The following is a 26,970-nucleotide window of genomic DNA, read 5'->3' on the forward strand; positions in this document are numbered from 1 at the left end:
GTGCCGGCATCCTCCCCAGCACTACAGCCGACAGCGCGTGGTCGAGCTCGAGCCGGGCAGTCGCGTGGTCTGGCGGGTCACCGACAGCCACCTGTCCTTCATCCCGGAGCCGGGTGAGTGGACCGGAACCGAGATCGTGTTCGACATCGTCCCGGCCGCCGGCGGCACCGAACTGCGGTTCACCCACGTCGGTTTGGTGCCGGACGTCGAGTGCTTCGGCGCGTGTTCCACGGCCTGGCTGCACTACGTCGACGGCAGTCTGCGCAGCCTGATCACCACGGGAGCGGGCATTCCCGATCCGTGGTGATCGGCGGCCGGTCGACGGCCCCGTCGTCACCGGTCGGCTTCGGTGGCATGGGCCTTCGACCGCCACGACCGGATCGGCTTCGGGTCCCCGCCGTCGGGCCGGCGGTCGGCCCGAGGCCGGGCCACCGTTCCCGAGGTCGTCGGCAGTTCACCGCTACACCGCGCCCTGATCGAGCGTGCCGGCGCAAGCACGACCCCGTAAGGCGAGTTCAGTCGGCGGTGATCGGCTCGGCGGTTTCCGCGGTACGGGTCAGGAGGCGGTTGGTCAGGTGTACGAGGTCGGGCAGGCGTAGCACCTCACCGGCGGATTCGGAACCCGGTATCGGTACGTGGAGGCGGTCCGTCCAGCGAACGGGGATGGCCGGCAGGCCGTAGCGCGCGCCGGCCAGGGCGCCGGTGACCGCGGCGACCGTATCCGTGTCGCCGCCGAGATCGATCGCCGCACGCAGGGCATCCTCGTACGAGCACGTGGTGTTCAGTGCCCAGACCGCCGAGCCGAGGCAGGGCCACACGGCGCCGTTGAACTCCGTGGCGTCGGTGGGATGCCAGGTCGGGGCCAGGACGGTGGCGTAACGCTCACGGTGATCGGGGTGAACCTCGGCGAGCGTCTCGGCGAGCGCGGTCGGCAGGTCGCCGCCGAGCAGCGTCACCCGGAGCAACTCGTGGAAGGTCGCGGTGCCTTCCCACGCCGCGCGGTCGCCGTGGGTCAACGCGGCGATCCGGCGGGCGGCGGCCATGGTGGCCGTCCGGCCGTCCCGGGCGAAGTACACGGCGGGCGTGGTGGCCCGCATCAGCGATCCGTTGCCGGCCGCGCGCCCGGTGGTTTGGAAGTGCACGCCGGCCGCGAGGTCCCAAGGCATGCCGTTGGTGAGTACATCCTCGGTTTGCAGGCCGATGTCCTTGGGCTCGGAGCGGGCCCAGCGCTGGAAGCGGGCGAACATGTCGGGCAGGTCCAGACCGTCCCGCTCCAGCAGCGAGTACGCCACGTGCACGGCCATCTGCGTGTCGTCCGTCGCCTCGCCGGCGTCCCATCCGCCACCACCGCACATCTCGTTCGCGTAGCGCCCCTCGGCACGCGAACTCCCGGGCGGGGCTTCGGGAAACCGGGTACCGAAGCCACCGGCCGACCCGAACTCGAAGGGCGCGCCCAGCGCGTCCCCGACCGCCGAACCGACGACTGCACCGACGGCACGCTCCGTGATCTCCATCGCGACAGGGTAGTGGCGACTCGGGGGCGGGCGAGGCTGCCTGCGGCCACGTCGTTCTCTCGCCGCGGGACAGGGGATCGTGTGCCTCCGTACATCGGCCCTGGTCCAAGGATCCGGATCCGCGGGAGGGCGGGTGTGGCGGTCTTCGCCCGGTGGGGACCGCAGGGGCCTGGGTGTCCCACGCGATCGTCGGCTACCGGGAGTGCAACACCACGTAATCGGCGCCGAGTCGGGCGCGGATCCGGGTCAGGTGGGCGGGGGAGGGGTCGATCAGATAGCGGTGGGTCGCTGCGGCCAGGAGCGGGAGGTCGACGGAACTGTCGGTGTAGGCGTGGGTGATCGGATCGGTGATGCCGGCCGCGCGGATTCGGGCGACCTTGCGAGGGCCTCGGCAGGCGGGTAGCGGTCGCATGCCGGTCCGGCCGGGGGTGACGTGGGAGGCGATCACGTCCGCCGATCCGAGGCCGAGTTCGCGGCAGATGGCGCGGGCCAAGGGGTCGGCGCACGAGGTCGCGACCACGACGCGGTCGCCGGCGGCGAGGTGTGCCCGGGCTCGGGCGAGGGTGATCGTGATCCGGTTGGCCTCCGCCGTACGTTCGGTGGCGAAGTCGTCGGCCAGGGCCTCGAATCGGGGCGCGGGCAGGCCGATGGTGGCGACGCGGAGGAGGATGGCGAAGGCGTGGCGTCGAGTTGCGTGGAAGGCGTACAGCGGGCCGACGACCGGTACGCACAGCGCCGCTGCCACGACGCGCCATCGGGAGCGGCGCAGGAGCGCCCGGTTGAAGTGGCCGAATGAGTCGCCTCGGACGAGGGTGCCGTCGAGGTCGAAGACGGCCAGTGGGCGGCGGGTGCTCGGCGGGATGTGGGTCAAGGGTGGGCCTCTTCCTTTGTGTGCCCTGTTTTCCTCGGGTGCTCGCGTGCCTTGTGTCCTTCGGTGCCTTGTGTCCTTTGGTGCATTGCGCCCTTCGGTGCTTTGTCTTCTTCGCGCGGAGTACCGGGCGCGGAGGGGCGGCGGGTGGTCGCGCGAGGCGCATCGGGACGGCTTCAGTAGGCGACGGTGAAGCGGGAGCGGTGGTGCTTCGGCTGTTCCGCCTCGTCGATGAGGGCGACGGCGAGGTCCTCCATGGATATCGCCGAGACGCCGTCGGCGTCGATCAGGAGTTCGTCGGTGCCTACCCGGAAAGCTCCGGTGCGGGTGCCGGGTTCGAGGTTGGCGGGCGGGCTCAGGTAGGTCCAGTCGACGCCGTCGTCGGCGCGGAACACGTCGAGTTGGGCGTTGCAGGCGAGCGCGATGCCGCGCCATGCCGTCGGCACGAATCTCGGGTCGTCGACGGCCATCGTGTCGACCGCGTCCGGGACGGTCAGGCTGCCCGCTCCGCCGACGGTCAGCAGGCGGATTCCGTTCCGGTGAGGCCGGCCAGCAGCGCCTCGGCGGTGTCGGCCAAGTCCTGCTCGCTGCCGTGGGCCGGCCGCGTGGCGCTGATGACAAGGTCTTGGCCGGTGCTCAGCGCGGCAACGTCCGTGACTCGCGCGGCGTCGCCCACTCGGGCCTCGGCATCGGGGTGCAGCTCCGGGAAGCGGGCCGCGTCCCGGACCACGGCGGTGACCTCGTGGCCCCGGGACAGCGCCTCGGACACGACGCGGCTGCCCACGTTTCCGGCTGCTCCGAACACGGTGATGCGCATGGTGGTGCCCTTCTCTCGGCGGGTTCGATTGCAAGCCCGAGCCGGCCGGGCCGGATGGATCGGATGGATCGGATGGATCGGATGGATCGAACCGAACGGTTGATTCCTTAGTGCTAAGCAAAAGATATCTCAACGCTAAGGTAATTGGGAAGGGGAGGTGACCCGGCTCACCGGATCTCCTCGGCTAACCTGACGCCGTGGCAGATCACGTCGACCTCGTGCTGGAGCAGTGGGGTACACAGCGCCCCGACCTGGACGCGTCACCGATGGCGGTACTTGCCCGGCTGTCCCGCGCCGCGCGACTGGTCGGCGTCGAACTGGCCCGGACCTTCGGTGAACACGGGCTCGACGCCTCGTCGTTCGACGTACTCGCCACGCTGCGCCGGCACCCGCCCCCGCATCGACTGAGCCCCACCGAACTGATGCGGTCCTCCATGGTCACATCGGGCGCCATCACCCAGCGGCTCGATCGCCTGGAGGCGCGCGGCCTGATCTCCCGCACCACCAGCACATCCGACGGCCGCGGCGTCCTCGTCGCGCTCACCGACGAGGGCCGCGACCTGATCGACGGAGTCCTGCCCGCGCACATCGACACCGAACAACGCCTGCTCGCCGACCTCACCCCCAAGCAGCGCGCAGCCCTCGCCGACGGCCTTCGCACCCTCCTGGAATCCCTCGGCGACACCCGAACCTGACCCACCAACCCGAGCCACGCGCGCGAGGGGTCGGCTGCGCACCGGGTGCGGGTCGTCGGGTTTTCCGGGCTCGCCGGGATCGCGATTGCGAATGGAACCGGGCTTGAACGGATAGCAGTACGCGCATGGTTCTTCACACGCGTTCCGTGCAGGTCGCAGCGTCCACCGACCGGGTGTACATGCTCTTGTCCGACACGGACAAGCTCCCCGAATACTTCCCTCCGGTCACCGCTGTCCGGGCCACGTCGGGTCGCGCGGTGGTGGTGACCGCCGGTGAGGCGGCGCACTCCGTCGCGGCCGAGGTCGACTTGGATCGGGACGGTCCCGGTACGCGGATCGAATGGGCCGTGCGGGGTACGCCGTACACCGGCATCGTGATCGTTCAGGACGGTCCGAGCGACGTGGACAGCATCGTCACCGTGGTGGTCGACGACGGTGAGGACCCGCTCGATCTCGGTGCGGTCGAGCGCGAGCGCATCCACGACGCGAGCCAGTTCGGTGGGAAGCAGGGGCGGGAGGCGCTGCCTGTGGACTCCTTCACCCGACACCGCCGAACCGGCACGGACGCCGACTTGGCCGTCGGCGACATCGTCGAACGCGGCCTCGACCACCTCCGCGCCTATGTGGAAACCGGCCGGCGGCAGGGCTGATCCGAACCGCGCACACCCCGACCGATCCGGCGTACGCCGGCGTCGCCGGTCGGGGTGCGCTTGTGTTCGGGAGCGGCGGACGGCCGTATCCGCAGGCTGCCGCACCTCGCTCGCGTGTCGGGCCTGGGGCGTGTGGACTCGGGGCGGGCGTCGGCCCGGGCGGGGATTGGGGTGGGTCTTGACGGACTCTTGACACCCTTTCGTGACGGGCCTAATTTTCTCTCATACTGAAATATTTTCACTATGAGAGGTGAACATGGCGGAGACGGCCGATGCCCGATGGGCCAACCGCTCCAGCCTGCTCGCGGTGCTGCTGGCCGGTGGGCAGCACAGCCGCGCGGGGCTCACCCAGCAGACCGGGCTCAGTGCGGCCACCGTTTCGCGAGTGGTCGAGGGGCTGCTCGACGAGGGTCTGGTCCGCGAGGGCGCCGTCCTCCAGACCGGGCGGCGCGGCCGGCAGGGCGTGGTGATCGAGGTGGCTGCCGAGCGCGGGGTCGCGGTCGGCGTCGACCTCGGTGGCACCACCTGCCGCTTCCTGGCCACCGACCTGCTCGGGCGCTCGCCGCGCTGTCACGAGGAGCCCACGCCCCGGCACCTGGCCGCCGACGACCTCGCGGATTGGCTCGCCGAGCGGGTCCGGGCGCTGTACGCCGACTCGGCCGCGCCCGACGTGCTGCGCGCCGGCGTGATCGGCCTGCCCGGTGCGGTCGCCGCCGACGGGTTGGGCGTGCGTGGCGCGACCAACCTCGCGCAGATCGAGGGCGACCTGTTCACCCGTCGGGTGCGCCGCGCGCTGGAGGGCACCGTCACCTTCGGCAACGACGCCGACCTGGCGTTGGAGGGCGAGTTGCGGCACGGCGCCGCGCGTACCGCCGACACCGCCGTGATGTTCACCGTCGGCGCGGGCTTCGGCGCCGGTGTGGCCGTGGATCGGCACATGCGGGGCGGACCGACCGGTCTGGTCGGCGAGTTCGGCTTCCTGCCGGTGGACTCCGACGACCACACCGTGGAGGAACTGGTAGGCGCCGAGGGCCTGATGCGGGCCGCGCGCGACGCCGGCCTCGATGTGGCCAACGCCGCGGACCTGTTCGTCGAGACCTCGCCGGCCGCGCGGGCCGTGGTCGACCGGTTCGAGCGCGCGCTCGGCGTGGCGCTGATCGCGGTGACGATCGCCTACGAACCCGAACTGGTGGTCCTCGGCGGCCGGGTCTCCGCCTCCATCGACGCCGCGATGACCACCCGGCTGCGCGAGCGGGTACGCCGACGACTGCCCGCGTGCCCCGAGCTCGTGCACTCCGAACTGGCGGACCTCGCAGGCGCGTTGGGTGCTTTGTCGCGCGGACTCACCGCTCTGCGGATCCGCTTCGACGTCGCGGCGGACGCGGCGGCGGCGGTCCGGGCCGATCTGGACCTGGCCGCGCTGCTCAAGCCGGCGGCGCGCTGACGGAGCGCCGCGCCCGCCATCCGGCGGCGCGAGCCCGCGAGATGCGCCACTCGGGCTTCCCTGCCCGCATCCGTGGACGGCCCAACCCTCAGCCCGGCGACCCGGTCACCGACCCGAACAGCCGCAAATCCGAGCCACGTTCCTCGCACAGCGCAGCCGGCACAGCGCAAGGCCGGAGCCGGAGCCGAAGCCGGAATCCAGAGCCCAAGCCAAGGCCAACGCCAACGCCAACGCCAACGCCAACGCCAACGCCAAAGGCAAAGCACCCCCAGGGGCCCGTCCCACCCCACCGAACCGCCTGGAGTACCACCCATGTCCACCCCACAGCCGTCGAAGGGCGGGTCCCTCCGCCGGAACACGTTGTCCGTGTTCGGCGCCGTCGCCATGTGTATGGCCTTCATGGGCCCCGCCACCAGCGTCGCCTTCAACACGCCGCCCGCCGCGGCGGGAGCCGGGTACGCGCTGCCGCTCGCCATCGTGCTGGCCATGGTGGCCAGCCTCCTGGTCGCCAACACGATCGCCGCGTTCGCTCGCAAGCTGCCGGCGGCAGGCTTCGCGTACACCTACAACAGCCACGGCTTCGGCAAGTCCGGCGGCTTCCTCTCCGGATGGCTGCTGCTGCTCACCTACGGCATGGTCGGGCCGATGTTGTTCGCCGCGCTCGGCGGCTACAGCCACGACTTCCTGGACAGCCAGTTCGACGTGCGGGTGCCGTGGCAGGTGATGTCGTTGGCGTTCGCCGCCGTGGTGTGGGGGGTCAACTCGCTCGGTGTGTCCAGTTCGGCCAAGACCGCGTTGATCTTCCTGGTCCTCGAGGTCGGCGTACTGCTCGGCCTGGCGGGGGTGATCCTCGGCGACGGCGGTGACTCGGGTCTGTCGGTGGCGCCGTTCGATCCGGGCAACTCGATCGACGGGTTCAGCGGCCTGGGTACCGGCATGTTGTGGGGCATCCTGATGTTCATCGGCTTCGAGTCGGTGGCCACCCTCGGTGAGGAGGCGCGCGGCGCCAAGCGCAGCATCCCGCTCGCGCTGTTCACCGCGGTCGCGGTGATCGGCACCTTCTACGTGCTGATGGCGTACTCCACCTCGATCGGCTTCGGTTCCGCGCACGGTTCACAACTGGCCGAGGACGCCGCCCCGTTGACCACCCTGGTGGACCGCTACTGGGGCATCACCTGGATCCTCGCCTTGACCGTGATCGTCAGCCAGTTCGCCAACGTGGTCTCCGGCTCGAACGCGGCCGTGCGAGTGCTGTTCTCGATGGGCCGCGAGGGTGTACTCCCGCGTTTCCTCGGCCGAACCAACGAACGCCACGTGCCGCAATCGGCGATCACCGCCTATCTGGGCTTCTCGCTCGTCTTCGCGCTGGCGCTGGGCAGCGGTTTCGGCGGCGATCTGGGTCCGCTGGGCGTGTACGGGTTCGCCGGCACCGTCCTCGGGCTCGGGATGGTGATCATCTACATCCTGATGAGCATCGCGGTGATCCGCTTCTACCTGCGCGAACACCGCGCGGAGTTCTCCGCGTTGCGGCACGGCGTCCTGCCGGGCGCGACCGTGCTGCTCATGCTGCTGCCGATATACGGCCAACTGTGGCCGGTGCCCGACCACCCGAACAACCTCGTGCCGTACGTGATCATCGGCTGGATGCTGCTCGGCACCGCGTATCTGGTCTGGGCGCACCGTTCGCGTCCGCAGGTGCTGGCCGCGATGGGTCGCGTCTTCGAAGACGACTCGGACACGGAGACGACGGACGCGGACACGGGGGAGGGGGCGATACCCGTGCCGGCGAGTGCGACCCGACCCGTCCGCACTTGATCCCTCCGACCGATCCCCGACAATCCCCCCTTCCCACCTCTCCCTTCACCCCACGCCACCCCACCCCCGCCCGTTCCAAGGAGAGCCCGCGATGTTCCTCGATCGACTGCTCGCCCACAACCGTCCCTTGATCGAGGCCGCCGTGACGGCGCATCAGGAGGGCCGTCTGCTCGCCAACACATACGTGGCGGATCTGGACACGATCGCGCGCAACGCGGCCGTGATCGCCGAGGCCGCGCGCTCGCGCGGGCTGTCCACGTACGTGATGGCCAAGCAGTACGGGCGCAACCCCGACGTCACGCGGACCGCGATCGACGCGGGGCTCGGACCGGTGGTCGCGGTGGACACCGCCTGTGTGTCGGCCGCGGTCCGGCACGGCCTGCCGGTCGGGCACGTCGGACACCTGGTGCAACCGCAGCGCGGCAGCGAGGACTTCGTGGTCGGCGCCGACCCCGAGGTGGTCACCGTGTTCTCGGTGGAGACGGCGCGGCGGATCGGGGCGGCCGCGGTACGGCGCGGCGGCGCGCCGGTGTCGGTGCTGCTGCGTGTGCACGGCGACGGCGACCGGTTCTACTTCGGCCACGGCGGCGGCTTCCCGGCCGCCGACGTGGTGGCCGCGGCGCGCGAGGTCGACGCGGTGGAGGGTGTCGCGGTGCACGGCGTGACGACGTTCCCGTGCCTGCTCGCCGATCCGGACCAGCGGCGGATCGTGGCCACGCCCAACCTGGCCACGGTGGTCGCGGCGGCGGAGCGGCTGCGGGCCGCCGGGTTCGACATCCGTCAGGTGAACGCGCCCGGGACCACCTCCGCCCGGTCGCTGACGATCGCCGCCGACGCGGGTGCCACGCATGTCGAGCCGGGCAACGCGATCCACGGGACGACGCCGTTGCATGTGTTCTCGGACGAGGCGCCGGAGCGGCCGGCGATCGTGTACGTGACCGAGGTGTCGCACGTGGACGGGGACGACGCGTACGCGTTCGCCGCCGGGCACTACGTGGACAAGGTCCTGGGCGAGTTTCGACTCACCGCGCTGGTGGGTCGGGACGCGGCGGGCGCGATCGAGCGGGTGGCGCGGGTGGATACCGCGCCGGACGGGGCGATCCACTACTACACCGTGCTGCGGGACGCGCGGCGGCTGGGCATTCGGCCGGGCGACACGGTGGTGATGTGCTTCCGGCCGCAGGCGTTCGTGACCCGCGGGCGGACGCGGTCGGTGGCCGGGCTGCACGGCGCCGATCCGGGCGCGGTGGTGTGGGGGGAGCGGTACGACGCGGAGGCGCGGGTGGTGGGGGATCCGTCGTGACCGAGCCGATTCCGCCGGCCGGCGCCTCGGCCACCACCTCCATTGCCCCACCCGAGGATTGTGACGACGTGTTCGACTCCGCTGACCTGGTCGACCCGCCGCTGCCGCGCGACTCCCTCGGGATAGTCGCGCTCGACATCGGCGGGACGAAGACGGCGATGGCCGCCATTGACGCGGCCGGTACGGTGCTCGCGGGCTGTCGGGTGGCCACCCGCGAGCCGGGCGAGGACATTGCGCACGCGCTGGATCGGCTGTTGCGGCTGGCTCGTGAGCAGGCCGCCGCGGTGACCCGGGACGGCCGCCGCGAGATCGTCGCGGTGGGCTTGGTGTGTCCCGGCACGGTGACCTCGGCCGGGGTGGAGCTGTCGCCGAATCTGCCCGGGATCGAGAACGTGGACGTACTGGGTCTGGCGCGCGCCGCGTTCGGGACGGTGCCGGTCGTGGTGGCCAATGACGTCAAGGCGGCTGGACTGGCCGAGGTGCGCTCGGGCGCGCTGGTCGGGGCCGATCCCGGGTTGTTCGTCAATCTGGGTACGGGCGTGGCCGCCGCGCTCACCGTCGGCGGCCGGATCGTGGGCGGCGCTCGCGGCGTGGCCGGTGAGATCGGCTACTCGCTGGTGCCGGGCAGGCCGGACGAGCCGGACCTGGAATCCCTGATCGGCGGCGGCCCCCTCGTCGCCCGCACGCAGGCCCTGTACGCCCTCGCCGGCAACGGGCCGCCGCCCGACGCGGCGGCGATCCTCACCTCCGCCGACCCCCGGCTGCGGGTCGTTGCCGAACACGCCCTCGACGTGCTGGCCGGCCACGTCCTCAACCTCCACCTCGCCCTCGATCCGACCCGGATCGCGCTGGGCGGCGGGCTGATGGCGGTGTCCGACCGGATCCTGGACGTCCTGCGCGGCTTCCTCGCCAAGCACTCCCCGGGCACGCCCGATCCGGGCGAGGCGATCGTCGCGGCCCGCTACATCCACGACGGCGCGTTGCGCGGAGCCGCCGCTCTCGCGTGGGACGTGGTTCGCGGCGAACGCCCGCGATGGGCGCTGACGACCCGATGAGGCGGATCGGAGGCGGCGGGCGTTCGGGGAGGCACCGAGACACGGCCGAACGGCGGCGTGGCTCGAAACGGCGGTGGTCGTGGGGGAATCACGTGAGTCGCCCGGATCACGTCGATCACGTCGATCACGTGAAGGACGTGGCCGGCGTGGTCCGCGTGGCGCAGGTGGCCCGCGCGACCGACACGGAACGTACGACCCGCGCGACGTGCGCGACCCGGAGGACTCGCGCGATCGGCACCACTCGCGTGACGCACGAGAGCGCACGATTCGCGGGATGCGCAAGACCCGCACGACTCGCCTTCCGCACAAGTCCGCACGGCCCGGAACAGCGTGGTGAAGAAAGTCGTGACCCGAAGTCGAACGATGGGATGAACATGACGAACATCGCTCCCTCCACCCTTCCCGCCCCCGGTTCGGTGATGGCCGCCGAGATGGCCGAACAGCCCGACGTGCTGCGCCGGTTGGTCGCGCGGCTGCCGGAAGTCGGCGCGGCGATTCGGGCCGCGCTCCCGACGCCGCCGCACGGGGCCGTGCTGGTCGCGCGCGGATCCTCGGACAACGCCGCGGTGTTCGGCCGCTACCTGTACGAGATGGCGTCCGGACGTCCCGCCGGCCTCGCCGCGCCGAGCCTGGTCACCCGTTACGACGCGCGCACCGACTACACCGGCTATCTGGTCACCGCGTTGAGCCAGTCCGGTCGTACGCCGGAGATCGTCACCGCCGTCCGGGCCGCGCGCGAACGGGGTGCCCGGGTGGTGGCGGTCACCAACGAGGCGGACAGCGTGCTCGCGGCCGAGGCGCACGTGCTCGTCGCGACCGACGCGGGCACCGAGGTCGCGGTCCCGGCCACGAAGACGGTCACCGCCCAGTTCCTGGCCATGATCGGCATCGCCCTCGCGCTCGGCCCGTTGCCGTCGACGGTCGCGGACCTCGCCGATCTGGGCCGCCTCCCGGAGGCGGTGGGCCGGGTCCTGGCCGGCGCCGCCGAGTGCGAGGTGCTTGCCGCGGACTGGGCGCACCACGACCGCCTGGTGGTGGCCGGCCGCGGCCTCGGCGGCGCGGTGGCGCTGGAGGGCGCGCTCAAGATCCGGGAGACGTCGGGGGTGTTCGCCGAGGGCATCTCGGTCGCCGACCTGCTGCACGGGCCGATCGCGGCGCTCGGCGACCGGGTGCCGGTCCTGCTGGTCGACCTCGGCGGTCCGACCGCCCCGGACATCGCCGCCCTGCGCGCGCGCCTGGTGGCCGACGGCATACCGTACGCGATGGTTTCGCCCGAACTCGCCGACCTGCACTCCGAATCGGCCCGCGCCATCGCCACCACGGCGCACCTGCAATGCCTCGCCCGGACCTTCGCCCTCCACCGCGGCGCCAACCCCGACGCCCCGGTCGGCCTGGCAAAGGTCACACCGACGACCTGATCCCCCGAACCCACCGACGGCCCGCCGCGCACCCGGCTCGTATCGACGCATCGACGGGACTGTGCGGCGGTGCTGCCGGGTGGCGGTGACGATCGTCGGTGTCCGCCGGCAACCGCTCCCAGGCTCTCGCCCGCTCATCGGCGACCCGGACCGCGACCAGGAGGTGTCCCAGGGCGGCCAGTTCCTTTGCCGCGGTACGTGCCGCGGACTCGGAGGGGAGGTTGAGAACGTGCTCCGTGGCCCGATGCGAGTCGGCCGCGGCGTGCGTTGTCGAGGTCATGGGTTCGGAGTGTAGGCAGCAGCGCTACGCAGGTCGCCGACCTGTGCGCGGGCGACCATCGCACGGCTCGCGCGTCGGTCGTCATCCCGAACTCCCGCGCTTCGGCCGGAATTGCGGAGCTTTCCCGCACGGTGGCGTCCTCTACGGCGTCTCGGCTCGTACTGTGGGAGGTATGCGAGTTCTTCTCACGTCCGACACGCACGTGCCCCAACGCGCCAAGGCCGTTCCCGAGCGGTTGCTCGCCGAGATGGCGGCCGTCGACGTCGTGATCCATGCGGGTGATTGGGTCGACGGGGACGCGCTGGACCTGTTCGAGGCGCACTCGCGTCGCGTGATCGGCGTCTACGGCAACAACGACGGGCCGGATCTGCGCAGCCGCTTGCCGGAGGTGGCACGGGTCGAACTGGGCGGCGTACGATTCGCCGTCGTGCACGAGACGGGTCCGGCGGAGGGTCGGGAACGGCGGTGCGCGGCGCGCTATCCCGACGTGGACGTACTCGTGTTCGGGCACAGCCACATTCCGTGGGACACGGTCACCGACACCGGACTGCGCCTGCTCAACCCCGGCTCGCCCACCGACCGACGCCGGCAGCCGCACCACACCTATATGACGCTGACCGCCGACGCGGGCAGGATCAGCGACGTGATGCTGCACGACCTGGACTGAGCCCGGGCGCATCGCAGGACCGGTCGAGGCGACTCGCCCGCCGGTGCGGCGGCACCGCTCGGGTCCGCACGCGCACTCGATCCGCGGTCCTGTCGCGGCCACGGGTCCCTCTCAGTCGTTCCCCAATTCCCGGGCCCAGGTGTTCGACCAGGCCAGGAGGGGGTCCAGGGCTTCGACGAGGTCGGTGCCCAGAGGGGTCAGTCCGTATTGGCCGGCTTCGTCCCGGATGGCGATTCGGGCGTCGACCAGGTCGCGGAGGCGGTTGTCGAGCACGCTGGAGGACATGTCGTCGCAGCGGCGTTGCAGGGCCCGGAAGCCCGCCGGTTCCCGGCTCAGTTCCCAGATCACCCGCAGGATCCAGCGCCGGCCGAGCAGGTCGAGCGCGGCCATCGAAGCCCGCCCGGTGGTCGAGCCCCGGACCGGGGCGCCCGGCCGGGGAACACCCTGTTCGTCGTCGGTATCGCCGCCCATGTGCGCACCCCTGCTCCTTGTGCTTCGCTTTCGAAAGCAGCATAGTGCTTTCGAAAGCGAAGCACCGAGTGGCCATCGTCATCCGAGTGGCCGTCCGAGTGGAGGAGTGCGCCCATGTCGCGGATCACCCCGCTGTCGCCGCCCTATCCCGCCGAGACCGAGGCGGCGTTGTCCCGTTGGATGGGGCCCGCCCGCGAGCGCCAGCCGCTCGCGCTGTTCCGGGTGCTGGAGCACCATCCCGAACTGGCCTCGCGCATGCGCGTTCTCGGCTCCGGGTTGTTGGTACACGGCACGCTGCCCGCCGCCGAGCGCGAGACGCTGGTGCAGCGGGTGTGCGCGCGGGCCGGTTGCGCGTACGAATGGGGCGTGCACGCCGAGGTGTTCGGCGAGCGGGTCGGCCTGACCGCCCGTCAGCTTCGGGCCACGGTGCACGACGACGCCGGCGCCTGGACCGAGCGGCAGGCGATCCTGGTGCGCGTGGTCGACGAACTGCACGACGGAGCGGACCTCACCGACTCGACCTGGGCCGCCCTGCGCGCGCTGTTCGAGGAGCCGCAGATCGTGGAGGTCCTGGTTCTGGCGGGGTGGTACCGCACGATCGCCTACGTGGCCAACGCGCTTCGCCTGCCGGCCGAGGAATGGGCGAGGCCCTATCCGGAGGTGTGACGGCTCGACGCTTCGCGGCGATCACCCGTGATGCCCCCCGCCGCCCCGATCCCATCGAGGAAGTCGACGATCGCGGTCTGCCACTCCGCCGGGCGTTCGGCGAACGGCAGGTGGCCCGTGTCGAGTTCGACCACGCGCGCGTCGCGCAGGCCGGCCGCGACATCCCGATGGTGGTTCGGCTCGACCAGTCGGTCACCCGTCGTGGACACGACCAGGGCCGGTACCTCGATGGCGGTCAGGTCGGCGCGTACGTCCAACCGTTCGACCAGCTCGGTGTGCTCGGGCGTGCCGGGCGGAGGGGTCTCCGAGGTCATCCGCAGGACGGCGGCCAACTCCTCCGGGGAGAGCGCGGCCAGCGCGGCCGGGCCGAGCGCGAGCGGGGTCAGGTACGCGGCCAACGTCGCGCGGTCGCCGGATTCGTACAACCCGCGCCAGACCCGCGCGGCCAGGCGCAGGCGGTGATCGGCGTGCGCGAAGGGCGCGGTGAGCACCAGTGCGGTGACCCGCTCGGGATGGCGCGTCGCGGCGCGTATGGCCACCGCGCTGCCGAGCGAGTAGCCGGAGACCGCGAAGGTGTCCAGGCCCTCGGCCACTCCGGCGGCGACCAACTGGTCGGCGAGGTGGTCCAGTTCGAGGGGTGCGTCGGCGCGCGGGGTCTCGCCGGCGCCGGGGAGGTCGACGCCGACCACGGTGTGGGCCGCGGCCAGGCCGGTCAGGATCGGTCCGTAGTTGGCGGCGATGCCGCCGCCCGCGCCGTGCGCGATCAGCAGGCCGGGGCCCGAGCCCAGGACGGTACGGGCGTAGGTGGGTGTGGGCAGGGCGAGGGTGGGCGTGGACATGCGGGCTCCCCGGCTGGACGTCGATTATGTAGCGGTCGCTACGAATCTGACCGTAACAGAGATCCTCCGGTTTCATAGTGAGCGCTATACAATGGCCGCATGTCCTCTACCAGTGCCCCGGGCCGTCCGCGCGGCTTCGACCGCGAAGCCGCGCTGGACCGCGCGGTGCTCGAGTTCTGGCAACACGGCTACGAGGCGACCTCGGTGGCCGGGCTGACCGCCGCGATGGGCATCAAGCCGCCCAGCCTGTACGCCGCCTTCGGCGACAAGCGCCGACTGTTCAGCGAGGCCATCCAGCGTTACGGGGTCACCTACGGCGCGGTCGCCGGTGACGTGATCGCCGCCGAGCCGGACGCGCGCCTCGCCATGGAACGCCTGCTGTTCGCGCTGGCCGACGCGTATACCGAGCCCGGCCATCCGCCGGGGTGCATGGTGATCACCGCGGCCGTCAACTGCACGTCGGCGGCCGAGGAGGTCAAGGCCGAACTGCGCGGGCTGCGTGAGGCGGCCAAGGCGGGGATGCGTGCCAAGATCAGCACCGACATCACGGCCGGCCGACTGCCCGCCGACACCGACGCCGACGCCCTCGCCACCTACTACGCGGCCGTGATCCAGGGCATGTCCACCCAGGCCGTGGACGGCGTCACCCGGGAGACCCTGGAACACGTCGCCACCCTCGCGATGCGTTGCTGGCCGACCTGACCCGGCCGTCGGCCGCCTGCTTCCGGCGTGCTCGCGGCATGGAACGGGGCGGGATGGGAGGGGACTTGACGGCGGGTGCTCCGGAATGGGGCGCGCAGCGCGTCGTGTCGGGCGACGACGCCGTCGAACGCGGCGTGCGGCTCAGCGCTCAGCGCCGGTCGCCCCACTCGTTGCCGAAGTCCGGTACGCCGGCGGACAGCAGGTGCTCGGCGGCGCCTACGAGGGCCTCGGCCGTCTCGGTGGAGCGGGGGAACATGCTCTTCTCGTAGACGCGGATGGCGTCGTCGACCGTGCCGGCGTTCGCGACGTCGCCGACGCGGCCGACGTGTCCACAACAACGGTGTTCAAGCACTTCAGCGGCAAGGAGGCGCTGGTCTTCGACCGGGCCGAGGACCGGGAATCACAACTGATCGCCGCGGTGCGGCAGCGAGCCGTCGGGCGGAACGTCGTCGACGCCCTGCGGCAGCACTTCCTCGACACCTGGCTGCCGCTCGCGGCGGATCCGCGACTTGCCGATTTCGCCGGCCTGGTGGACTCCACGCCGGTGCTCCGCGCGTATGGCGAACGCATGTGGACCCGGCACACCGACGCCCTCGGCGCGGCCATCGCCGACGAGATCGGCGTGGACCACGACGACGTCGCATGCGTGGCGCTTGCCCGCTTCGTGCTGGAGATCCCGGCACTCATGCGCGCCCGACAGGATCGCCGTGCCGCCGTCGAGGCGATCTTCGACATTCTTGCGCGCGGCTGGGAACCGCCGGCGGGAGAGCAGGCCCCACCCGGCGGTGCCTAGTGCCGCCCCGGGCACCGGGCCCTGCCCAGGGCACCCGCAGGCGCGTTCGTCCGCTTCGGCGCCCGGTCGATCAGGAGCCGGCCGGCCCGACCGCTCCGGTGCCGTTGCGGCGCTCCTGCTCGGCCAGGTGTTCCCGGGCGACCGGCCAGGCGATCGGCAGGTCCTCGACCGGGACTTCCCAGAAGGTGAAGGTCGACGTGCGCATGGTCAGCCGCAGCGTGCCCATGATGCCGCGGTGCGGCTCGGTCCGGACGAAGGTGTCCAGCGCCTCGCGGCTCTCCCAGGCGGACAGCGTGAAGAAGACCCGCTTGAGCGGCTGGGCGATCAGCGAGGCCCCGACGGCTCCCGGCGCGGACTTCACCTGGCGCCAGGCGGACAGCGACTTCAGGAAGAACTTCGGTACGTCCTTGGCCGAGCGGACCTCGAAGCGCGAGGCCATTACGAGTGCCCGGGTCCCGGGGGTGGCCGGATTCGGGGTGGTCCAGGGGAGCGTGGGCACCGTCGGGCTCGCTTTCGACACGGTGGGACGTGAGAAGTGGATCATGGTGACGGCGGACAGCATCGAGAGCGTACGCGGTTGTCCGGGCCTGCGGTGCGGAAAACCCGCCAACGTTTCGAAGACACCGGCCCGGCCCGGTACCCGGCGGACCGTTACGTCGAACGCGCCGCCGCCAGCAGGGTTTCCGCCGCCTGGGTGCGGGCGTACAGCACCACCCGGCCGGCGCGGTGGGCGGCGACCAGGCCGGCCGCGCGCAGCGCGGACAGGTGTTGCGATACGCCGCCCGGGGTCAGGCCGGTACGTCGGGCCAGGTCCGTGGTCGAGGCCGGCGTGACGAGCTCGGCCACGAGCGTGGCGCGGGAGCGGCCCAGGACGCCGGCGAGCGCGTCGGGCGTGACCGGCCGGGCGGGCGTGGACCACAACGTGCCGATGCCGCGCGGCGGATAGCGCAGCGTGGGCTGCCACCGTCCGTCCAGTACCGAGAACACCCTCGGCCAGACGAACGCCGACGGCACCAGCAGCAGCCCCCGCCCGTCCAGCGTGCGCCGACCGCACGCGAAGCGGTTCCGCACCTGGAGCGTGCCCGCGTCCCAGGTGACCTGTGGATCCAGGTCGTTGAACAGGCTGCGCGCGCCGCCCTCGACCAGCCGCCTCGCCCGGAACAGGATGTCCCCCTCCAGGAAGGTCAGGATCCGCGGCCAGTACGGCGCGAGCGCCAACTCCCAGTACGCCTGGATGGTCTCGGCCAACCGCGCCAACTCGCGCTCGGGGTCGGCCCGAAGCGCGGCGATCCGCTCCGGCACGACGTCCGAGGTGGTGCGCAGCAAATCGAGCGGCGTGGCGCGCAGCGTGGCGAGCTCGACCTCCAGCGAGGTCAGCGGCGTGGTCGGCGGCGGGCACAGGAAGCCCGCGAGGGCCCGGGTCGGTACCGGGATCAGATCGGTGAGCGGCGTCAGGTCCACCTTCGCGGTGGCCAGGCGCCCGCGGACCTGATCCGTCCAGGTGCGGTGGATGCCCTGTTCGTCGGCACCCTTGAGCATCCGCACGCTCGCGATCACCTCCCACAGCGGGGAGACGACGAAGCGGGTGCGGGCCACGTCCTCCGGAGTGAACTCGATCTCGATCATTAAGCCCAGGCTAAATCATTAGGTGCGCTCGGTGGGGCGCGCCAAGCTGCCGCAATGAGCCAACCGCACTCCCCCTGGCGCATCGCCGACTTCCGCACACTGTTCACCGCGGCGGCGCTCAGCGAACTGGGCACCAACATGGGTTATGTCGCCATCCCGCTGATCGCCGTCGCGGCCCTGGACGCGAGCCCCGGCCAGGTGGGTGCGCTCGCCGCGCTCGGCACCGTCGCCTTCCTGCTGATCGGCCTGCCCGTGGGCGCGTGGGTGGACCGGATGCGCCGCCGCCGGGTGATGATGTTCGCCGACCTGATCCGCGCCGCGCTGATCGCCTCGATACCGGTGGCCTGGTGGCTGGACGCGTTGACGCTGCCCCAGTTGTACGCGGTGGTCCTGCTCAACGGCTGCGCCACGGTGTTCTTCGACGTCGGATCGCAAAGCTTCCTGCCGCACCTGGTCGGCCGCGAGGCGTTGGTATCGGCCAACGCCGCCATGGTCAGCCTGATGGCGACCGCCAACATCGCCGGCCGCAGCGCGGGCGGCTTCCTGATCCAACTGGTCGCGGCCCCGGCCGCGTTGGTGTGCACCGCCGTCGGCTATCTCGCCTCCGGCCTGGGCCTGACCCGAATCCGCGCGGACGGCGCACCGACCACGACGGGCGGCCCCGAACGCCGACTGCGCACCGAGATCGCCGATGGATTGCGGCATGTGGGTCACAGACCGGAACTGCGTGCCCTCGCCGCCACCGCCGCGCTCACCAACTTCGGCTCGCAACTGGTCAACGTGCTGCTGCCGGTGGTGTTCGTTCGGGAACTGGGGCTGCCCGCGGGTGCCTTGGGCCTGTACCTGGCGCTCGGCGGCCTGGGCATCCTGGTCGGCGCGCGCTGCGCCCGGCCGATCTCGGGCCGGCTCGGGTTCGGCCGCACGCTGGGCCTGGCCGGACTGTGCCTGGCCCCCGCCGGGCTGCTGATCCCGCTGCTCGATCGCGGCCCGTGGCTCGTGGTCGCCGGCCTCGGCTGGTTCCTGGCCACCGCCAAAATGGGCATGGACAACGTCCTCGGGGTCAGCCTGCGCCAGCGCCTGACCCCCGACGCGATGCTCGGCCGGATGAACGCGACCTTCCGCTGCCTGCTCACCGGCGCGTCCGCGATCGGCGCGGTGGCGGCGGCACTGATCGGCCAGTTCGCCGGCGTCCACACCGCGATCTGGGTCGGCGGCGCCTGCCTGTCGGTGGGCTTTCTTCCGGTCTTCTGCTCCCCGATCCGCTCCCTCCGATCGCTCCCGGACGGCCCGACCCGGATGGTGGCCGCCGGCACCCGGGTGCTCGATCCGCAGAACTAGGGCGTGGCTTCCATGCCGCGCCCGTCCGTCGGCACCGCTGCCGACGGACGGGCGTCTCGTGGACTCCTACGCGACCTCGTTCAGCTTGCCGGTGGCCACGTCGAAGACGAAGCCTCGGATCCGGTCCTTGTGCACGATGAACGGGTCGGCCTTGATCCGGCCGATCGACTGGCGTACGTCGGTGTCCAGGTCGGTGAACGCCTCGCTCGCCCAGGCGGGCTTGATGCCGGTCTCGGCCAGGATGGCGCCCTTGAGGCCGTCGTCGTCGAAGGTCGGCATTCCGCAATCGGTGTGGTGGATCAGGATGATCTCCTCGGTGCCGAGCAGTCGCCGGCTGATCGCCGGCGAGCGAAGCCCGTCCTCGGTGACCACGCCGCCCGCGTTGCGGATGACGTGTGCGTCGCCCTCGTTCGGGCCGAGGATCGCGTACACGTTCAGCCGCGCGTCCATGCACGCGACCACGGCGACGTGTTTGGCGGGTGGCAGGGGCAGGGGGCTGGTGAAGCTCTCGACGTAGGCGGCGTTGTCGGCCGGCAGTTCATCGGTGACGGACATGCGGGAGTCCTTCGGCTGATGGTGCGAGGGACCCACCCGGAGCCGGGGTTGCCGCGCGAACCGGGCGGGTTCGGACGCGGGACGGCCACGCACACGGGCGACGACACGCGGGCGTGACCTATCGACACGCCTCGTCGAACAGGCGCACGCGCCGAGTCGGCCAGAAGCCCTCGAGCGAAGTCGCCCCGGCTCCGCTTCTGTTGCCCTTGCAATCAGTGAACTCAGGGCCGGGGCGCCGCGCAAGCGGACAAGCGTTCGCACATTCCGCCGCACGTTCCGCCTACGCGCCCGATCGGCCGCGGGTGCCCCACGCGTCCTGGGCGGCGTAGGCCGGTTGCCACAGGTTCAGGTAGGTCGGGCGGAGGGACTCCGGCAACTGGCCGAGAATGGTCGTGGCATGCTCCGTACTCGCGCCGTCGAGCAGCCACGGCAGGTAGCGGCACGTGCCGGAGCCGATCCGCCGGCCGTGCTCGGCCTCGAAGCGGCGCCACTGCTCGGTGGTGGCGATCGCGTCGACCAGCGGCAGCGCCTCGTCCTCCTCATGCGCCAGATGCCCGCGCAACCCGCCGATCAGCCCGTCGAGCAGATCGCCGAGCCGCTGCCGGCCCCGGTCGTGGTCGGCCAGCGCCGCGTCGATGGCATCCAGGAGCGGGTCGAACGTGGCGTGTTCGGCCTCCATCACTGCGATCGTGCCCAGTTCCGCCGGCCGATCGGCCAAAGCCCTGCGGACCACCGGCCACAGCAGCTCGTCCTCGGCACCGAGATGGACCCGCAGGTACCGGCGGAACAGGTCCCAGCCGGTGGTCACCCGCAGGATGTGCCACGGGTCCTCGTCCGTGCGGGCGGCGATCCGGGCGATCCGCTCCAGGTCGCGGCGCAGCGCGTCGTGGATCGCGAACACCATCGTCATGTCGTGTCGGAAGACCTTGCCGCGCACGGGATTCCTCGCTTCGTCGAGCGTCGTCGTCGGGGACGACAGGGCCGGTGGAAGGGGAGGCCGGCGGGGAAGTGGTGAAGGGGGGAAGCGGCCTCCCGACGCTTTGACGAATTCCGGCGCCGTCGTGTGACTCGGACGCGCCCGTCCGGCGTTGTCGGAGGCCCGCAGTAGAGTGCGCGGCCGTGATCGAACCAGACTTCCTGAGTGCCACCCGCACGTCCTATGACGCCGTCGCCGGCGAGTACACGGACTACGTCCGGACCGAACTCGCGAGCAAGCCCGTGGATCGAGCCCAACTCGCCGCCTTCGCCGAACTCGTGCGGGCGTCGGGCGCCGAGGCCGGACCCGTGGCCGACGTCGGATGCGGACCCGGTCGGGTCACCGCGCACCTGCGCGACCTGGGCGTGGAGGCGTTCGGAATCGACCTGTCGCCGCAGATGATCGCGGTGGCCCGACGCGAGTACCCGGACCTGCGTTTCGAGGTCGGCACGATGACCGACCTGGACCTCCCGGATGCCGGCCTCGGTGGTCTCGTCGCGTGGTATTCGACCATCCACGTCCCGATCGCGGAACTGCCCGCCGTCTTCGCGGGTTTCCATCGCGTGCTCGCCCCAGGCGGCTATCTTCTGCTCGCCTTCCAGGTCGGGGACGAGCCGCTGAGCATGACCGAGGCGTTCGGTCGATCGGTGAACCTCGACTTCCACCGCCGCCGGCCGGACGTCATCGCCGACCTGGTGACCGACGCGGGTTTGGCCATGCAGGCCCGGACCACCCGCGAACCGATCGCCGGCGAGAGCGTACGACCGTGCCCGCAGGCGTTCCTCCTGGCCCGCAAACCCCCGGCCCCCGGCGCCTCCTGACTCCGCCCGGGACAGCCCCGCCACCGGCGCCGGCATGTGCGGCGAGTTCGCGCTTCGGTACGGGACGCCCGTTGTCGTGTGCCACGCGTGTCAGCCCTCGGCGGCGGGGCCGGCGAAGTCGGGCACCGGTTCCGGGCGGGAACCGTTGCGCAGCGACCTGGCGCCGGCCACGCCGACCAGGGAGGCGGCGACAGCCGGGCGGACCGGGATCAACGCCGGCTCGCCCCGCTCCATGGTGGCCCGGAAGCCTTGCAGCAGGAGCACGGTGCCCTCGGCGGAGCGTTCGACGCTGTCGTGGCCGAGCGCGAGAGTGGGCGGGACTCGTTCCTCGTCCCGGGTCCGCCCGTCCGCGGTGGTCCATCCCTCGGAGCGCACCCGCACCGACCAGGCCCGCTCGCCCGGCCCGCGGACGGACTCCGCCATGGCTCGGCTGCCGCGTACCGAGACCCAACTCCAGTGGCTGTCCGGCTCGCCCTGGAGGAAGCCGTGCCGGGTGACCGCCAACGCGCCGCCGGACAGCCGCACCACCATCACCACCGCGCTCCCGGGGTCGGCCTCGTCCGCGACGAACGCCGAGACCTCGACCGGCCATTCGCCGGTGAGCGCGAGCACGGGAGACAGCGTGTGCGTGCAGTACGCGGTCGGCGCGATCCGGCCGCGCCAATGCGCGGGGTCGCCGATCAGCGCGTCCACCGTCTCGGGCGCCATGCCGTGCAGGTAGTCGGCCTCGATCAAGGAGATCCGACCCACCTCGCCGGCCTCGACCACCCGACGCAGCAGGCGAACGTGCGGATGCAGCACATAGTTCTCGGCGAACGAGTAGGTCGCGTCGGAGCGTTCGACCGCGTCGACGAGCCGGCGTCCCTCGTTCTCGCTCACGCACGCGGCCGACTCGGACAGTACGTGCACGCCCCGCTCCAGGAAGGCCATGGCGAGCGGCGCGTGCGCGTCGAAGTCGTTGGCCAGGATCACGCCGTCCAAGCGCCGGTCGAGCAGGTCCCGCCAGTGATCGGTGAGCACGACGCCCGGGAGCCGTGCCTGCGCCTCCGCTCGGCGTTCGGGGTCGCGATCACACGCCGCCACCACGTCCAGCCCCACCCGGCGAGACCAACTCGCCAGGTGGAGACCCATCCTCAGCCCGACCACTCCCACGCGCACCCGGCCATCGTGCCGGCGGTCCGACGCCCGGGCGACCGGGTTTCCACCGCCGGCGCGGCGGCCCGCACGCGCGCGTCGCGCACCGTGGGTCGAACGCACCGCCTAGGCCACGCGGATGCCCGGCTCCCGACGGTAGGCGCCGGGGGCGATCCCGAACTCTCGCCTGAAGGCCGTCGAGAAGGCGAACTCCGAGGCGTAGCCCACGGATTGGGCCACCGCGCTCAGCGGCTCGTCGGTGTCCCGGAGTAGCGCGGCGCCCGCGTTCATCCGGACCAGGGTGAGATGGCCCAGTGGCGGCCGGCCGACCGACTCGGTGAAGCGCCGGGCGAAGGTGGATCGCGGCAGGTCGGCGAGCGCGCCCAGCCGCTCGACGGTCCAGGGCTGTTCGGGGCTGCGGTGCATCGCGCACAGCACCCGGCCGATCGCCGGGTCGTACACCGCCGGACCCCACCCGGTGCGGGCGCCGTGCTCGCGGGACCACGAGCGCAGGACGCACAACAGGAGGGTGTCGAGCAGCGTGCCGGTGACCGCGTCGACCCCCGGGTCCGGTGCGACGCCGTCGCCGGGCCCGGGCCGCGCCGCCTCGTGGCGCAGCAGTTCCACCACGCCGCGTACGGACGCCTCCTGCTCGGGCCCCGCCGCCAGGCGAATCATCTCCGGCAACTCCACCGGCGGCGCGTGCGCGTCCTTGCCGTCGAGCCGGAACACCCCACTGAGCAGCAACGACGTCGGTTCCCGGACGGCGTGCGCGGTCGGGGTCGCGCCCGGGTCCGCCTCCGGCAGCAGCCGGTACGGCCGGTCGCCGAAGTCCAGCGCCGGCCACGACGCGCGACCTCCCACCGTGGTCCCGCCCGACACGAGGTGATCGCCGGCACCGGTCACCAGGGTCACGTCCCCCGCGCCCAGTGTCAGTCGTGCGCCGCCGGCCGTGGTCAGCACGGCGTCGCCGCGCAACACCACGTGGAACGCCGCCTCCCCGGTCTCGGGGCGGACGTACCGTCCCCAGGAGTCCGGCGCCTGGATGCGCACCCAGCGCGGCCGATGCGTGCGCAGCGAGGCGGTGATCCGACCGAGGAAGTCCATCGCGCCAGGATAATCGGGCGTTTCGCGCCGTCGGCCGGCAGCGGCAGGGGTTGACCTCCTGCCACCGGGTGCCCGGCCGGTCGCCCTGCGGGTGCGGCGGTTTGCCGCCGGAGCCGTGACGGCGAGGGAGTCGGGGCACACCTGCGGTCGCGGTGGGGACCGAAGGATCGCCGACGCCCTCGCCGTCCGGGCCGTTCAAGGGTGAGGTCAGCCCAGCGAAGCCGTCAGGGTGATCTCGGCGCCGGGCGAAAGCAGCCGGGAGATGGGGCAGTTCTGCTTGGTGACGTCCGCGATCTTGAGGAACTCCGCCTCGTCGATACCGGCGGCCACGACGGCGGTCTCCAGGTCGATCCGGGTCACCGTCGGGGCACCGTCGACCTGGACCAGGTGCACCTTGGCGGTGGTGTCCACCGAGGTGGCCGGGAAGCCCGCGTCGCCCAGACCCTTGGCCAGGGCCATCGAGAAGCAGCCCGCGAGCGCGGCACCGATCAGTTCCTCGGGGTTGGTGCCCTCACCCTCCTCGAAGCGGGACTTGAACGAATAGGCCCCCTCCAGGCCGCCCTTGCCGGTGCGAATGGTGCCGGCACCCTCGACGAGGGTGCCCTGCCACTGAGCCGTTGCGCTACGAATAGTCATGGCTCGATGCTAGTACCGTGACCGACGCCGACGGCACGGCACACGCCCCGGACACCCCCTGAGCCGCACCGGGCCCGGGCCACGACGCGCGACGCCGCCCCCGGATCGCCCCGCCACGTCGGCCGGATCCGTTCGTCACCGCATCGACGGATCGCGGCGGGAGATGGTGACCGCCGCGCGACCGGTCTTCCCATGCCGCCCCGAGCCCGACTCGGACCCGCCCTCCCCGTCACATCGTCCGCGCTCCGTACGTCATGGAGCCGAGGGCCGGGGCACCGACCCGGACGCGACCGAAGGACTGGGTGGGACCGATGAACGAGCACGACTTTCTCGCGGAACGCTTCGAGACGCACCGCGGTCACCTGCGGGCGGTGGCCTACCGGATGCTCGGCTCGCTGAGCGAGGCGGACGACGCCCTCCAGGAGACCTGGCTCAAGCTCAGCCGCTCCGACCCGGACGAGTTGCACAACCTGGCGGGCTGGCTGACCACCGTGGTCGGCCGGGTCTGCCTGGACATGCTGCGCTCGCGACGATCACGCGGGGAGGAACCGCTGGACGCGCGGGTGCACATGCCCGACCCGATCGTCACCGGCGTGTCCGACGCCGACCCCGAGCACGCGGTACTCCTGGCCGACTCGGTCGGCCTGGCCCTGCTGGTGGTCCTGGAAACCCTCGCTCCCGCCGAACGCCTTGCCTTCGTCCTGCACGACCTGTTCGCGGTGCCGTTCGACGAGATCGCGCCGATCGTGGACCGTACGCCGGCCGCGGCCCGGCAACTCGCCAGCCGCGCGCGTCGACGCGTGCAAGGGGCGGCTCCCGCGCCGGACGGCGATCTCGCCGTACAGCGCGAGGTGGTCGACGCGTTCCTGGCCGCCGCCCGCAGCGGTGACTTCGACGCACTGGTCGCCGTGCTCGACCCCGACGTGGTGGCCCGCTCCGACGGCGGCGGCCTGCGTGCCGGCGGGGTGAGCCGAGGCGCGGCGCAGGTGGCCGGCGGTGCGCTCACCTTCGCGCGACTGGCCGCCACCGCCCGACCCGCGCTGGTCAACGGCGCGGCCGGCTTCGTGGCCACCGCCGCCGGTCAGCCGATGTCGGTGGTGGCCTTCGCCATCGTCCGGCGCCGGATCGTCACCATCGACATCGTCGCCGACCCCGAACGCCTGAGTCGGCTCGACCTGACCGTGCTCGCGAGCTGACCCCCGGTGACCGAGACCGGGTCCGGCGTCGCCGGACCCGGCCGGCCGCCGGCCCAACTCGCCGCAACGCTGCCGAAGATCGATATCCACCTGCCGGCTGGGTACGTACCGCGACATGAGATTCCTCCACGATCAGGTACCGCCGCACGACCTCACCTACAGCGATGTCTTCCTCGTACCGTCGCGCTCGGGCGTGGGTTCCCGCCTCGACGTGGACCTGACCACCTCCGACGGCACCGGCACCACCATCCCGGTGGTGGTGGCCAACATGACCGCCGTCGCCGGGCGCCGGATGGCCGAGACCATCGCCCGGCGCGGCGGGCTCGCGGTGATCCCGCAGGACATCCCGGTCGACGTGGTCGCCGAGGTGACCTCCTGGGTCAAACGGCGTCACCTCGTCTACGACACCCCGATCACGATGGCCCCCACCGACACCGTCGGCGAGGCGCTGAACCTGCTGCCCAAGCGCGCCCACGGCGCGGTGGTGGTGACCGAGGGCGGGCGCCCGGTCGGCATCGTCGCCGAGGCCGACTGCCTGGGTGTGGACCGCTTCGCGCAACTGGCGCGGGTGATGTCCACCGAACTGCTCACCCTGCCGGACGGCGTCGACCCACGCGAGGCGTTCGACCGGCTGTACGAGGGCCGACACAAACTCGCGCCGATCGTGGACTCCGACGGCCGACTGGTGGCCGTACTGACCCGCACCGGCGCGCTGCGCTCGACCCTGTACACGCCGGCCGTGGACGCGTCCGGGCACCTGCGCCTGGCTGCGGCGATCGGCATCACCAACGACGTCGCGCACAAGGCGAAGGGCCTGATCGAGGCGGGCGTGGACACCCTGGTCCTGGACACCGCGCACGGCCACCAGGAACAGATGATCAAGGCGCTGCGCGCGGTCCGGGCGCTCGACCCGCCCGTACCGGTCGTGGCGGGCAACGTGGTCACCGTGCAGGGCGTGCGCGACCTGATCGAGGCGGGCGCGGACATCGTCAAGGTCGGCGTCGGCCCCGGCGCGATGTGCACGACCCGGATGATGACCGGCGTCGGGCGCCCGCAGTTCTCGGCCGTCGCGGAGTGCGCGGCCGAGGCGACCCGGCTGGGTCGACACGTGTGGGCCGACGGCGGTGTTCGGCATCCGCGCGACGTCGCGCTCGCGCTGGCCGCCGGAGCGTCGAACGTGATGGTCGGCTCGTGGTTCGCGGCCACCTACGAGTCGCCCGGCGACGCGTACCGCGACGGCGAGGGCCGGTTGTACAAGGAGAGCTTCGGCATGGCCTCCGCACGCGCGGTCCGGCTGCGCACGGCCACCGAATCCGCCTTCGACCGGGCCCGCAAGTCGCTGTTCGAGGAGGGCATCTCGTCCTCGCGGATGTACCTGGACCCGAACCGCCCCGGCGTCGAGGACCTGTTGGACTCGATCGGCGCCGGCGTGCGCAGCGCGTGCACCTACACCGGCGCCCGCACCCTGACCGAGTTCCACGAACGCGCAGTGCTGGGCATCCAGAGCTCGGCCGGCTACGCGGAGGGCAAGCCGCTGCCCGAGAGCTGGTGAGCGTCCGGCGGCGCGGCCCCACGAGGGCCGCG

The 26,970-nt window shown here is 72.0% G+C and carries 28 protein-coding genes and 1 pseudogene; 16 read left to right on the top strand and 13 right to left on the bottom strand.

What is annotated here, in order from left to right; translation table 11 throughout:
* The first annotated feature begins 37 nt into the window (after positions 1–37).
* Entirely contained in the window at positions 38–307 is a 270-nt protein-coding gene (locus ACZ4FV_RS04660; protein ID WP_395859068.1) for a hypothetical protein, read from the top strand.
* Positions 308–515: 208 nt separating this feature from the next.
* Here ACZ4FV_RS04660 and ACZ4FV_RS04665 read toward each other — a convergent pair whose 3' ends face one another.
* From ACZ4FV_RS04665 to ACZ4FV_RS04680, 4 genes are all read right to left on the bottom strand, one after another.
* Positions 516–1,514: an ADP-ribosylglycohydrolase family protein gene (locus ACZ4FV_RS04665; protein WP_465321849.1), complete on the bottom strand. Its 999-nt coding sequence runs from the start codon at positions 1,512–1,514 to the stop codon at positions 516–518.
* A gap of 193 nt (positions 1,515–1,707) precedes the next feature.
* Positions 1,708–2,385, bottom strand: coding sequence for a haloacid dehalogenase-like hydrolase (locus ACZ4FV_RS04670; protein WP_395859070.1), 678 nt, complete (start codon positions 2,383–2,385; stop codon positions 1,708–1,710).
* A 173-nt stretch (positions 2,386–2,558) separates the two neighbouring features.
* Positions 2,559–2,852, bottom strand: a complete 294-nt coding sequence (locus ACZ4FV_RS04675; RefSeq protein WP_465321850.1) for an NAD(P)-dependent oxidoreductase — start codon at positions 2,850–2,852, stop codon at positions 2,559–2,561.
* 47 nt (positions 2,853–2,899) lie between these two features.
* Complete coding sequence (locus ACZ4FV_RS04680; RefSeq protein WP_465321852.1) at positions 2,900–3,199, bottom strand: NAD(P)-dependent oxidoreductase; 300 nt, start codon at positions 3,197–3,199, stop codon at positions 2,900–2,902.
* Positions 3,200–3,396: 197 nt separating this feature from the next.
* Here ACZ4FV_RS04680 and ACZ4FV_RS04685 point away from each other — a divergent pair, with 197 nt between their 5' ends.
* From ACZ4FV_RS04685 to ACZ4FV_RS04720, 8 genes are all read left to right on the top strand, one after another.
* A complete protein-coding gene (locus tag ACZ4FV_RS04685; RefSeq protein ID WP_465321853.1) occupies positions 3,397–3,894 on the top strand; it encodes a MarR family winged helix-turn-helix transcriptional regulator in 498 nt (165 codons plus the stop codon).
* 125 nt (positions 3,895–4,019) lie between these two features.
* The gene (locus ACZ4FV_RS04690) at positions 4,020–4,544 is read left to right on the top strand and encodes an SRPBCC family protein (RefSeq protein ID WP_395859073.1); all 525 of its coding nucleotides are present in this window, start codon (positions 4,020–4,022) and stop codon (positions 4,542–4,544) included.
* A 256-nt stretch (positions 4,545–4,800) separates the two neighbouring features.
* Entirely contained in the window at positions 4,801–5,988 is a 1,188-nt protein-coding gene (locus ACZ4FV_RS04695) for an ROK family transcriptional regulator (protein WP_395859074.1), read from the top strand.
* Between the two features lie 312 nt (positions 5,989–6,300).
* A complete protein-coding gene (locus tag ACZ4FV_RS04700) occupies positions 6,301–7,803 on the top strand; it encodes an APC family permease (RefSeq protein ID WP_402231498.1) in 1,503 nt (500 codons plus the stop codon).
* Positions 7,804–7,894: 91 nt separating this feature from the next.
* The gene (locus ACZ4FV_RS04705; protein WP_402231499.1) at positions 7,895–9,106 is read left to right on the top strand and encodes an alanine racemase; all 1,212 of its coding nucleotides are present in this window, start codon (positions 7,895–7,897) and stop codon (positions 9,104–9,106) included.
* Complete coding sequence (locus tag ACZ4FV_RS04710) at positions 9,103–10,161, top strand: ROK family protein (protein ID WP_465321854.1); 1,059 nt, start codon at positions 9,103–9,105, stop codon at positions 10,159–10,161. The genes ACZ4FV_RS04705 and ACZ4FV_RS04710 overlap by 4 nt, the downstream gene beginning before the upstream one ends.
* A gap of 374 nt (positions 10,162–10,535) precedes the next feature.
* A complete protein-coding gene (locus ACZ4FV_RS04715; protein ID WP_465321855.1) occupies positions 10,536–11,579 on the top strand; it encodes an SIS domain-containing protein in 1,044 nt (347 codons plus the stop codon).
* Between the two features lie 452 nt (positions 11,580–12,031).
* Positions 12,032–12,526 (top strand): metallophosphoesterase family protein, encoded by a 495-nt coding sequence (locus ACZ4FV_RS04720; RefSeq protein WP_402231504.1) that lies wholly within the window; start codon positions 12,032–12,034, stop codon positions 12,524–12,526.
* Positions 12,527–12,637: 111 nt separating this feature from the next.
* On the opposite strand, the gene ACZ4FV_RS04725 is transcribed toward ACZ4FV_RS04720, so the two are convergent.
* Positions 12,638–12,997 (bottom strand): winged helix-turn-helix transcriptional regulator, encoded by a 360-nt coding sequence (locus tag ACZ4FV_RS04725; RefSeq protein WP_395859080.1) that lies wholly within the window; start codon positions 12,995–12,997, stop codon positions 12,638–12,640.
* A gap of 114 nt (positions 12,998–13,111) precedes the next feature.
* On the opposite strand from ACZ4FV_RS04725, the gene ACZ4FV_RS04730 reads away from it, so the two are divergent.
* Positions 13,112–13,663 carry a carboxymuconolactone decarboxylase family protein gene (locus ACZ4FV_RS04730; RefSeq protein WP_395859081.1) on the top strand — a complete coding sequence of 184 codons (552 nt, stop codon included), beginning with the start codon at positions 13,112–13,114 and terminating at the stop codon, positions 13,661–13,663.
* On the opposite strand, the gene ACZ4FV_RS04735 is transcribed toward ACZ4FV_RS04730, so the two are convergent.
* Entirely contained in the window at positions 13,648–14,502 is an 855-nt protein-coding gene (locus ACZ4FV_RS04735) for an alpha/beta fold hydrolase (RefSeq protein ID WP_465321857.1), read from the bottom strand. The genes ACZ4FV_RS04730 and ACZ4FV_RS04735 overlap by 16 nt on opposite strands.
* Positions 14,503–14,601: 99 nt before the next feature.
* Between ACZ4FV_RS04735 and ACZ4FV_RS04740 the strand changes: the two genes are divergently transcribed.
* Positions 14,602–15,204 (top strand): TetR/AcrR family transcriptional regulator, encoded by a 603-nt coding sequence (locus ACZ4FV_RS04740; RefSeq protein WP_395859083.1) that lies wholly within the window; start codon positions 14,602–14,604, stop codon positions 15,202–15,204.
* A gap of 286 nt (positions 15,205–15,490) precedes the next feature.
* Positions 15,491–15,997 (top strand): annotated as a pseudogene (locus ACZ4FV_RS04745) (TetR/AcrR family transcriptional regulator); the annotation flags it as partial.
* 70 nt (positions 15,998–16,067) lie between these two features.
* Here the strand turns inward: ACZ4FV_RS04745 and ACZ4FV_RS04750 are convergent.
* Both ACZ4FV_RS04750 and ACZ4FV_RS04755 read right to left on the bottom strand, forming a co-directional pair.
* Positions 16,068–16,496, bottom strand: a complete 429-nt coding sequence (locus ACZ4FV_RS04750) for a DUF3291 domain-containing protein (RefSeq protein WP_465321870.1) — start codon at positions 16,494–16,496, stop codon at positions 16,068–16,070.
* A 152-nt stretch (positions 16,497–16,648) separates the two neighbouring features.
* Positions 16,649–17,623: an ArsR/SmtB family transcription factor gene (locus tag ACZ4FV_RS04755; RefSeq protein WP_465321858.1), complete on the bottom strand. Its 975-nt coding sequence runs from the start codon at positions 17,621–17,623 to the stop codon at positions 16,649–16,651.
* Between the two features lie 54 nt (positions 17,624–17,677).
* Here ACZ4FV_RS04755 and ACZ4FV_RS04760 point away from each other — a divergent pair, with 54 nt between their 5' ends.
* On the top strand, positions 17,678–18,961 hold the full coding sequence (locus ACZ4FV_RS04760; RefSeq protein ID WP_465321859.1) for an MFS transporter: 1,284 nt from the start codon (positions 17,678–17,680) through the stop codon (positions 18,959–18,961).
* A gap of 66 nt (positions 18,962–19,027) precedes the next feature.
* Here the strand turns inward: ACZ4FV_RS04760 and ACZ4FV_RS04765 are convergent, their stop codons facing one another.
* Both ACZ4FV_RS04765 and ACZ4FV_RS04770 read right to left on the bottom strand, forming a co-directional pair.
* Positions 19,028–19,516 (bottom strand): beta-class carbonic anhydrase, encoded by a 489-nt coding sequence (locus ACZ4FV_RS04765; protein WP_465321860.1) that lies wholly within the window; start codon positions 19,514–19,516, stop codon positions 19,028–19,030.
* A 280-nt stretch (positions 19,517–19,796) separates the two neighbouring features.
* Entirely contained in the window at positions 19,797–20,453 is a 657-nt protein-coding gene (locus tag ACZ4FV_RS04770) for a hemerythrin domain-containing protein (RefSeq protein ID WP_465321861.1), read from the bottom strand.
* Between the two features lie 182 nt (positions 20,454–20,635).
* Between ACZ4FV_RS04770 and ACZ4FV_RS04775 the strand changes: the two genes are divergently transcribed.
* On the top strand, positions 20,636–21,313 hold the full coding sequence (locus tag ACZ4FV_RS04775; protein ID WP_402231517.1) for a class I SAM-dependent methyltransferase: 678 nt from the start codon (positions 20,636–20,638) through the stop codon (positions 21,311–21,313).
* A gap of 90 nt (positions 21,314–21,403) precedes the next feature.
* Here ACZ4FV_RS04775 and ACZ4FV_RS04780 read toward each other — a convergent pair whose 3' ends face one another.
* The 3 genes from ACZ4FV_RS04780 to ACZ4FV_RS04790 all read right to left on the bottom strand — a co-directional run bounded on the left by ACZ4FV_RS04780 (position 21,404) and on the right by ACZ4FV_RS04790 (position 24,190).
* Positions 21,404–22,471 (bottom strand): Gfo/Idh/MocA family protein, encoded by a 1,068-nt coding sequence (locus ACZ4FV_RS04780; protein WP_402231519.1) that lies wholly within the window; start codon positions 22,469–22,471, stop codon positions 21,404–21,406.
* Between the two features lie 102 nt (positions 22,472–22,573).
* A complete protein-coding gene (locus tag ACZ4FV_RS04785; RefSeq protein ID WP_402231521.1) occupies positions 22,574–23,554 on the bottom strand; it encodes an AraC family transcriptional regulator in 981 nt (326 codons plus the stop codon).
* 207 nt (positions 23,555–23,761) lie between these two features.
* Complete coding sequence (locus tag ACZ4FV_RS04790; protein WP_395859091.1) at positions 23,762–24,190, bottom strand: OsmC family peroxiredoxin; 429 nt, start codon at positions 24,188–24,190, stop codon at positions 23,762–23,764.
* Between the two features lie 311 nt (positions 24,191–24,501).
* On the opposite strand from ACZ4FV_RS04790, the gene ACZ4FV_RS04795 reads away from it, so the two are divergent.
* Both ACZ4FV_RS04795 and ACZ4FV_RS04800 read left to right on the top strand, forming a co-directional pair.
* Positions 24,502–25,386, top strand: a complete 885-nt coding sequence (locus ACZ4FV_RS04795) for a sigma-70 family RNA polymerase sigma factor (RefSeq protein WP_402231524.1) — start codon at positions 24,502–24,504, stop codon at positions 25,384–25,386.
* Positions 25,387–25,501: 115 nt separating this feature from the next.
* Positions 25,502–26,938 carry a GuaB1 family IMP dehydrogenase-related protein gene (locus ACZ4FV_RS04800; RefSeq protein WP_395859093.1) on the top strand — a complete coding sequence of 479 codons (1,437 nt, stop codon included), beginning with the start codon at positions 25,502–25,504 and terminating at the stop codon, positions 26,936–26,938.
* Positions 26,939–26,970: the final 32 nt, after the last annotated feature.

Source organism: Embleya sp. NPDC025285 (assembly GCF_055558835.1).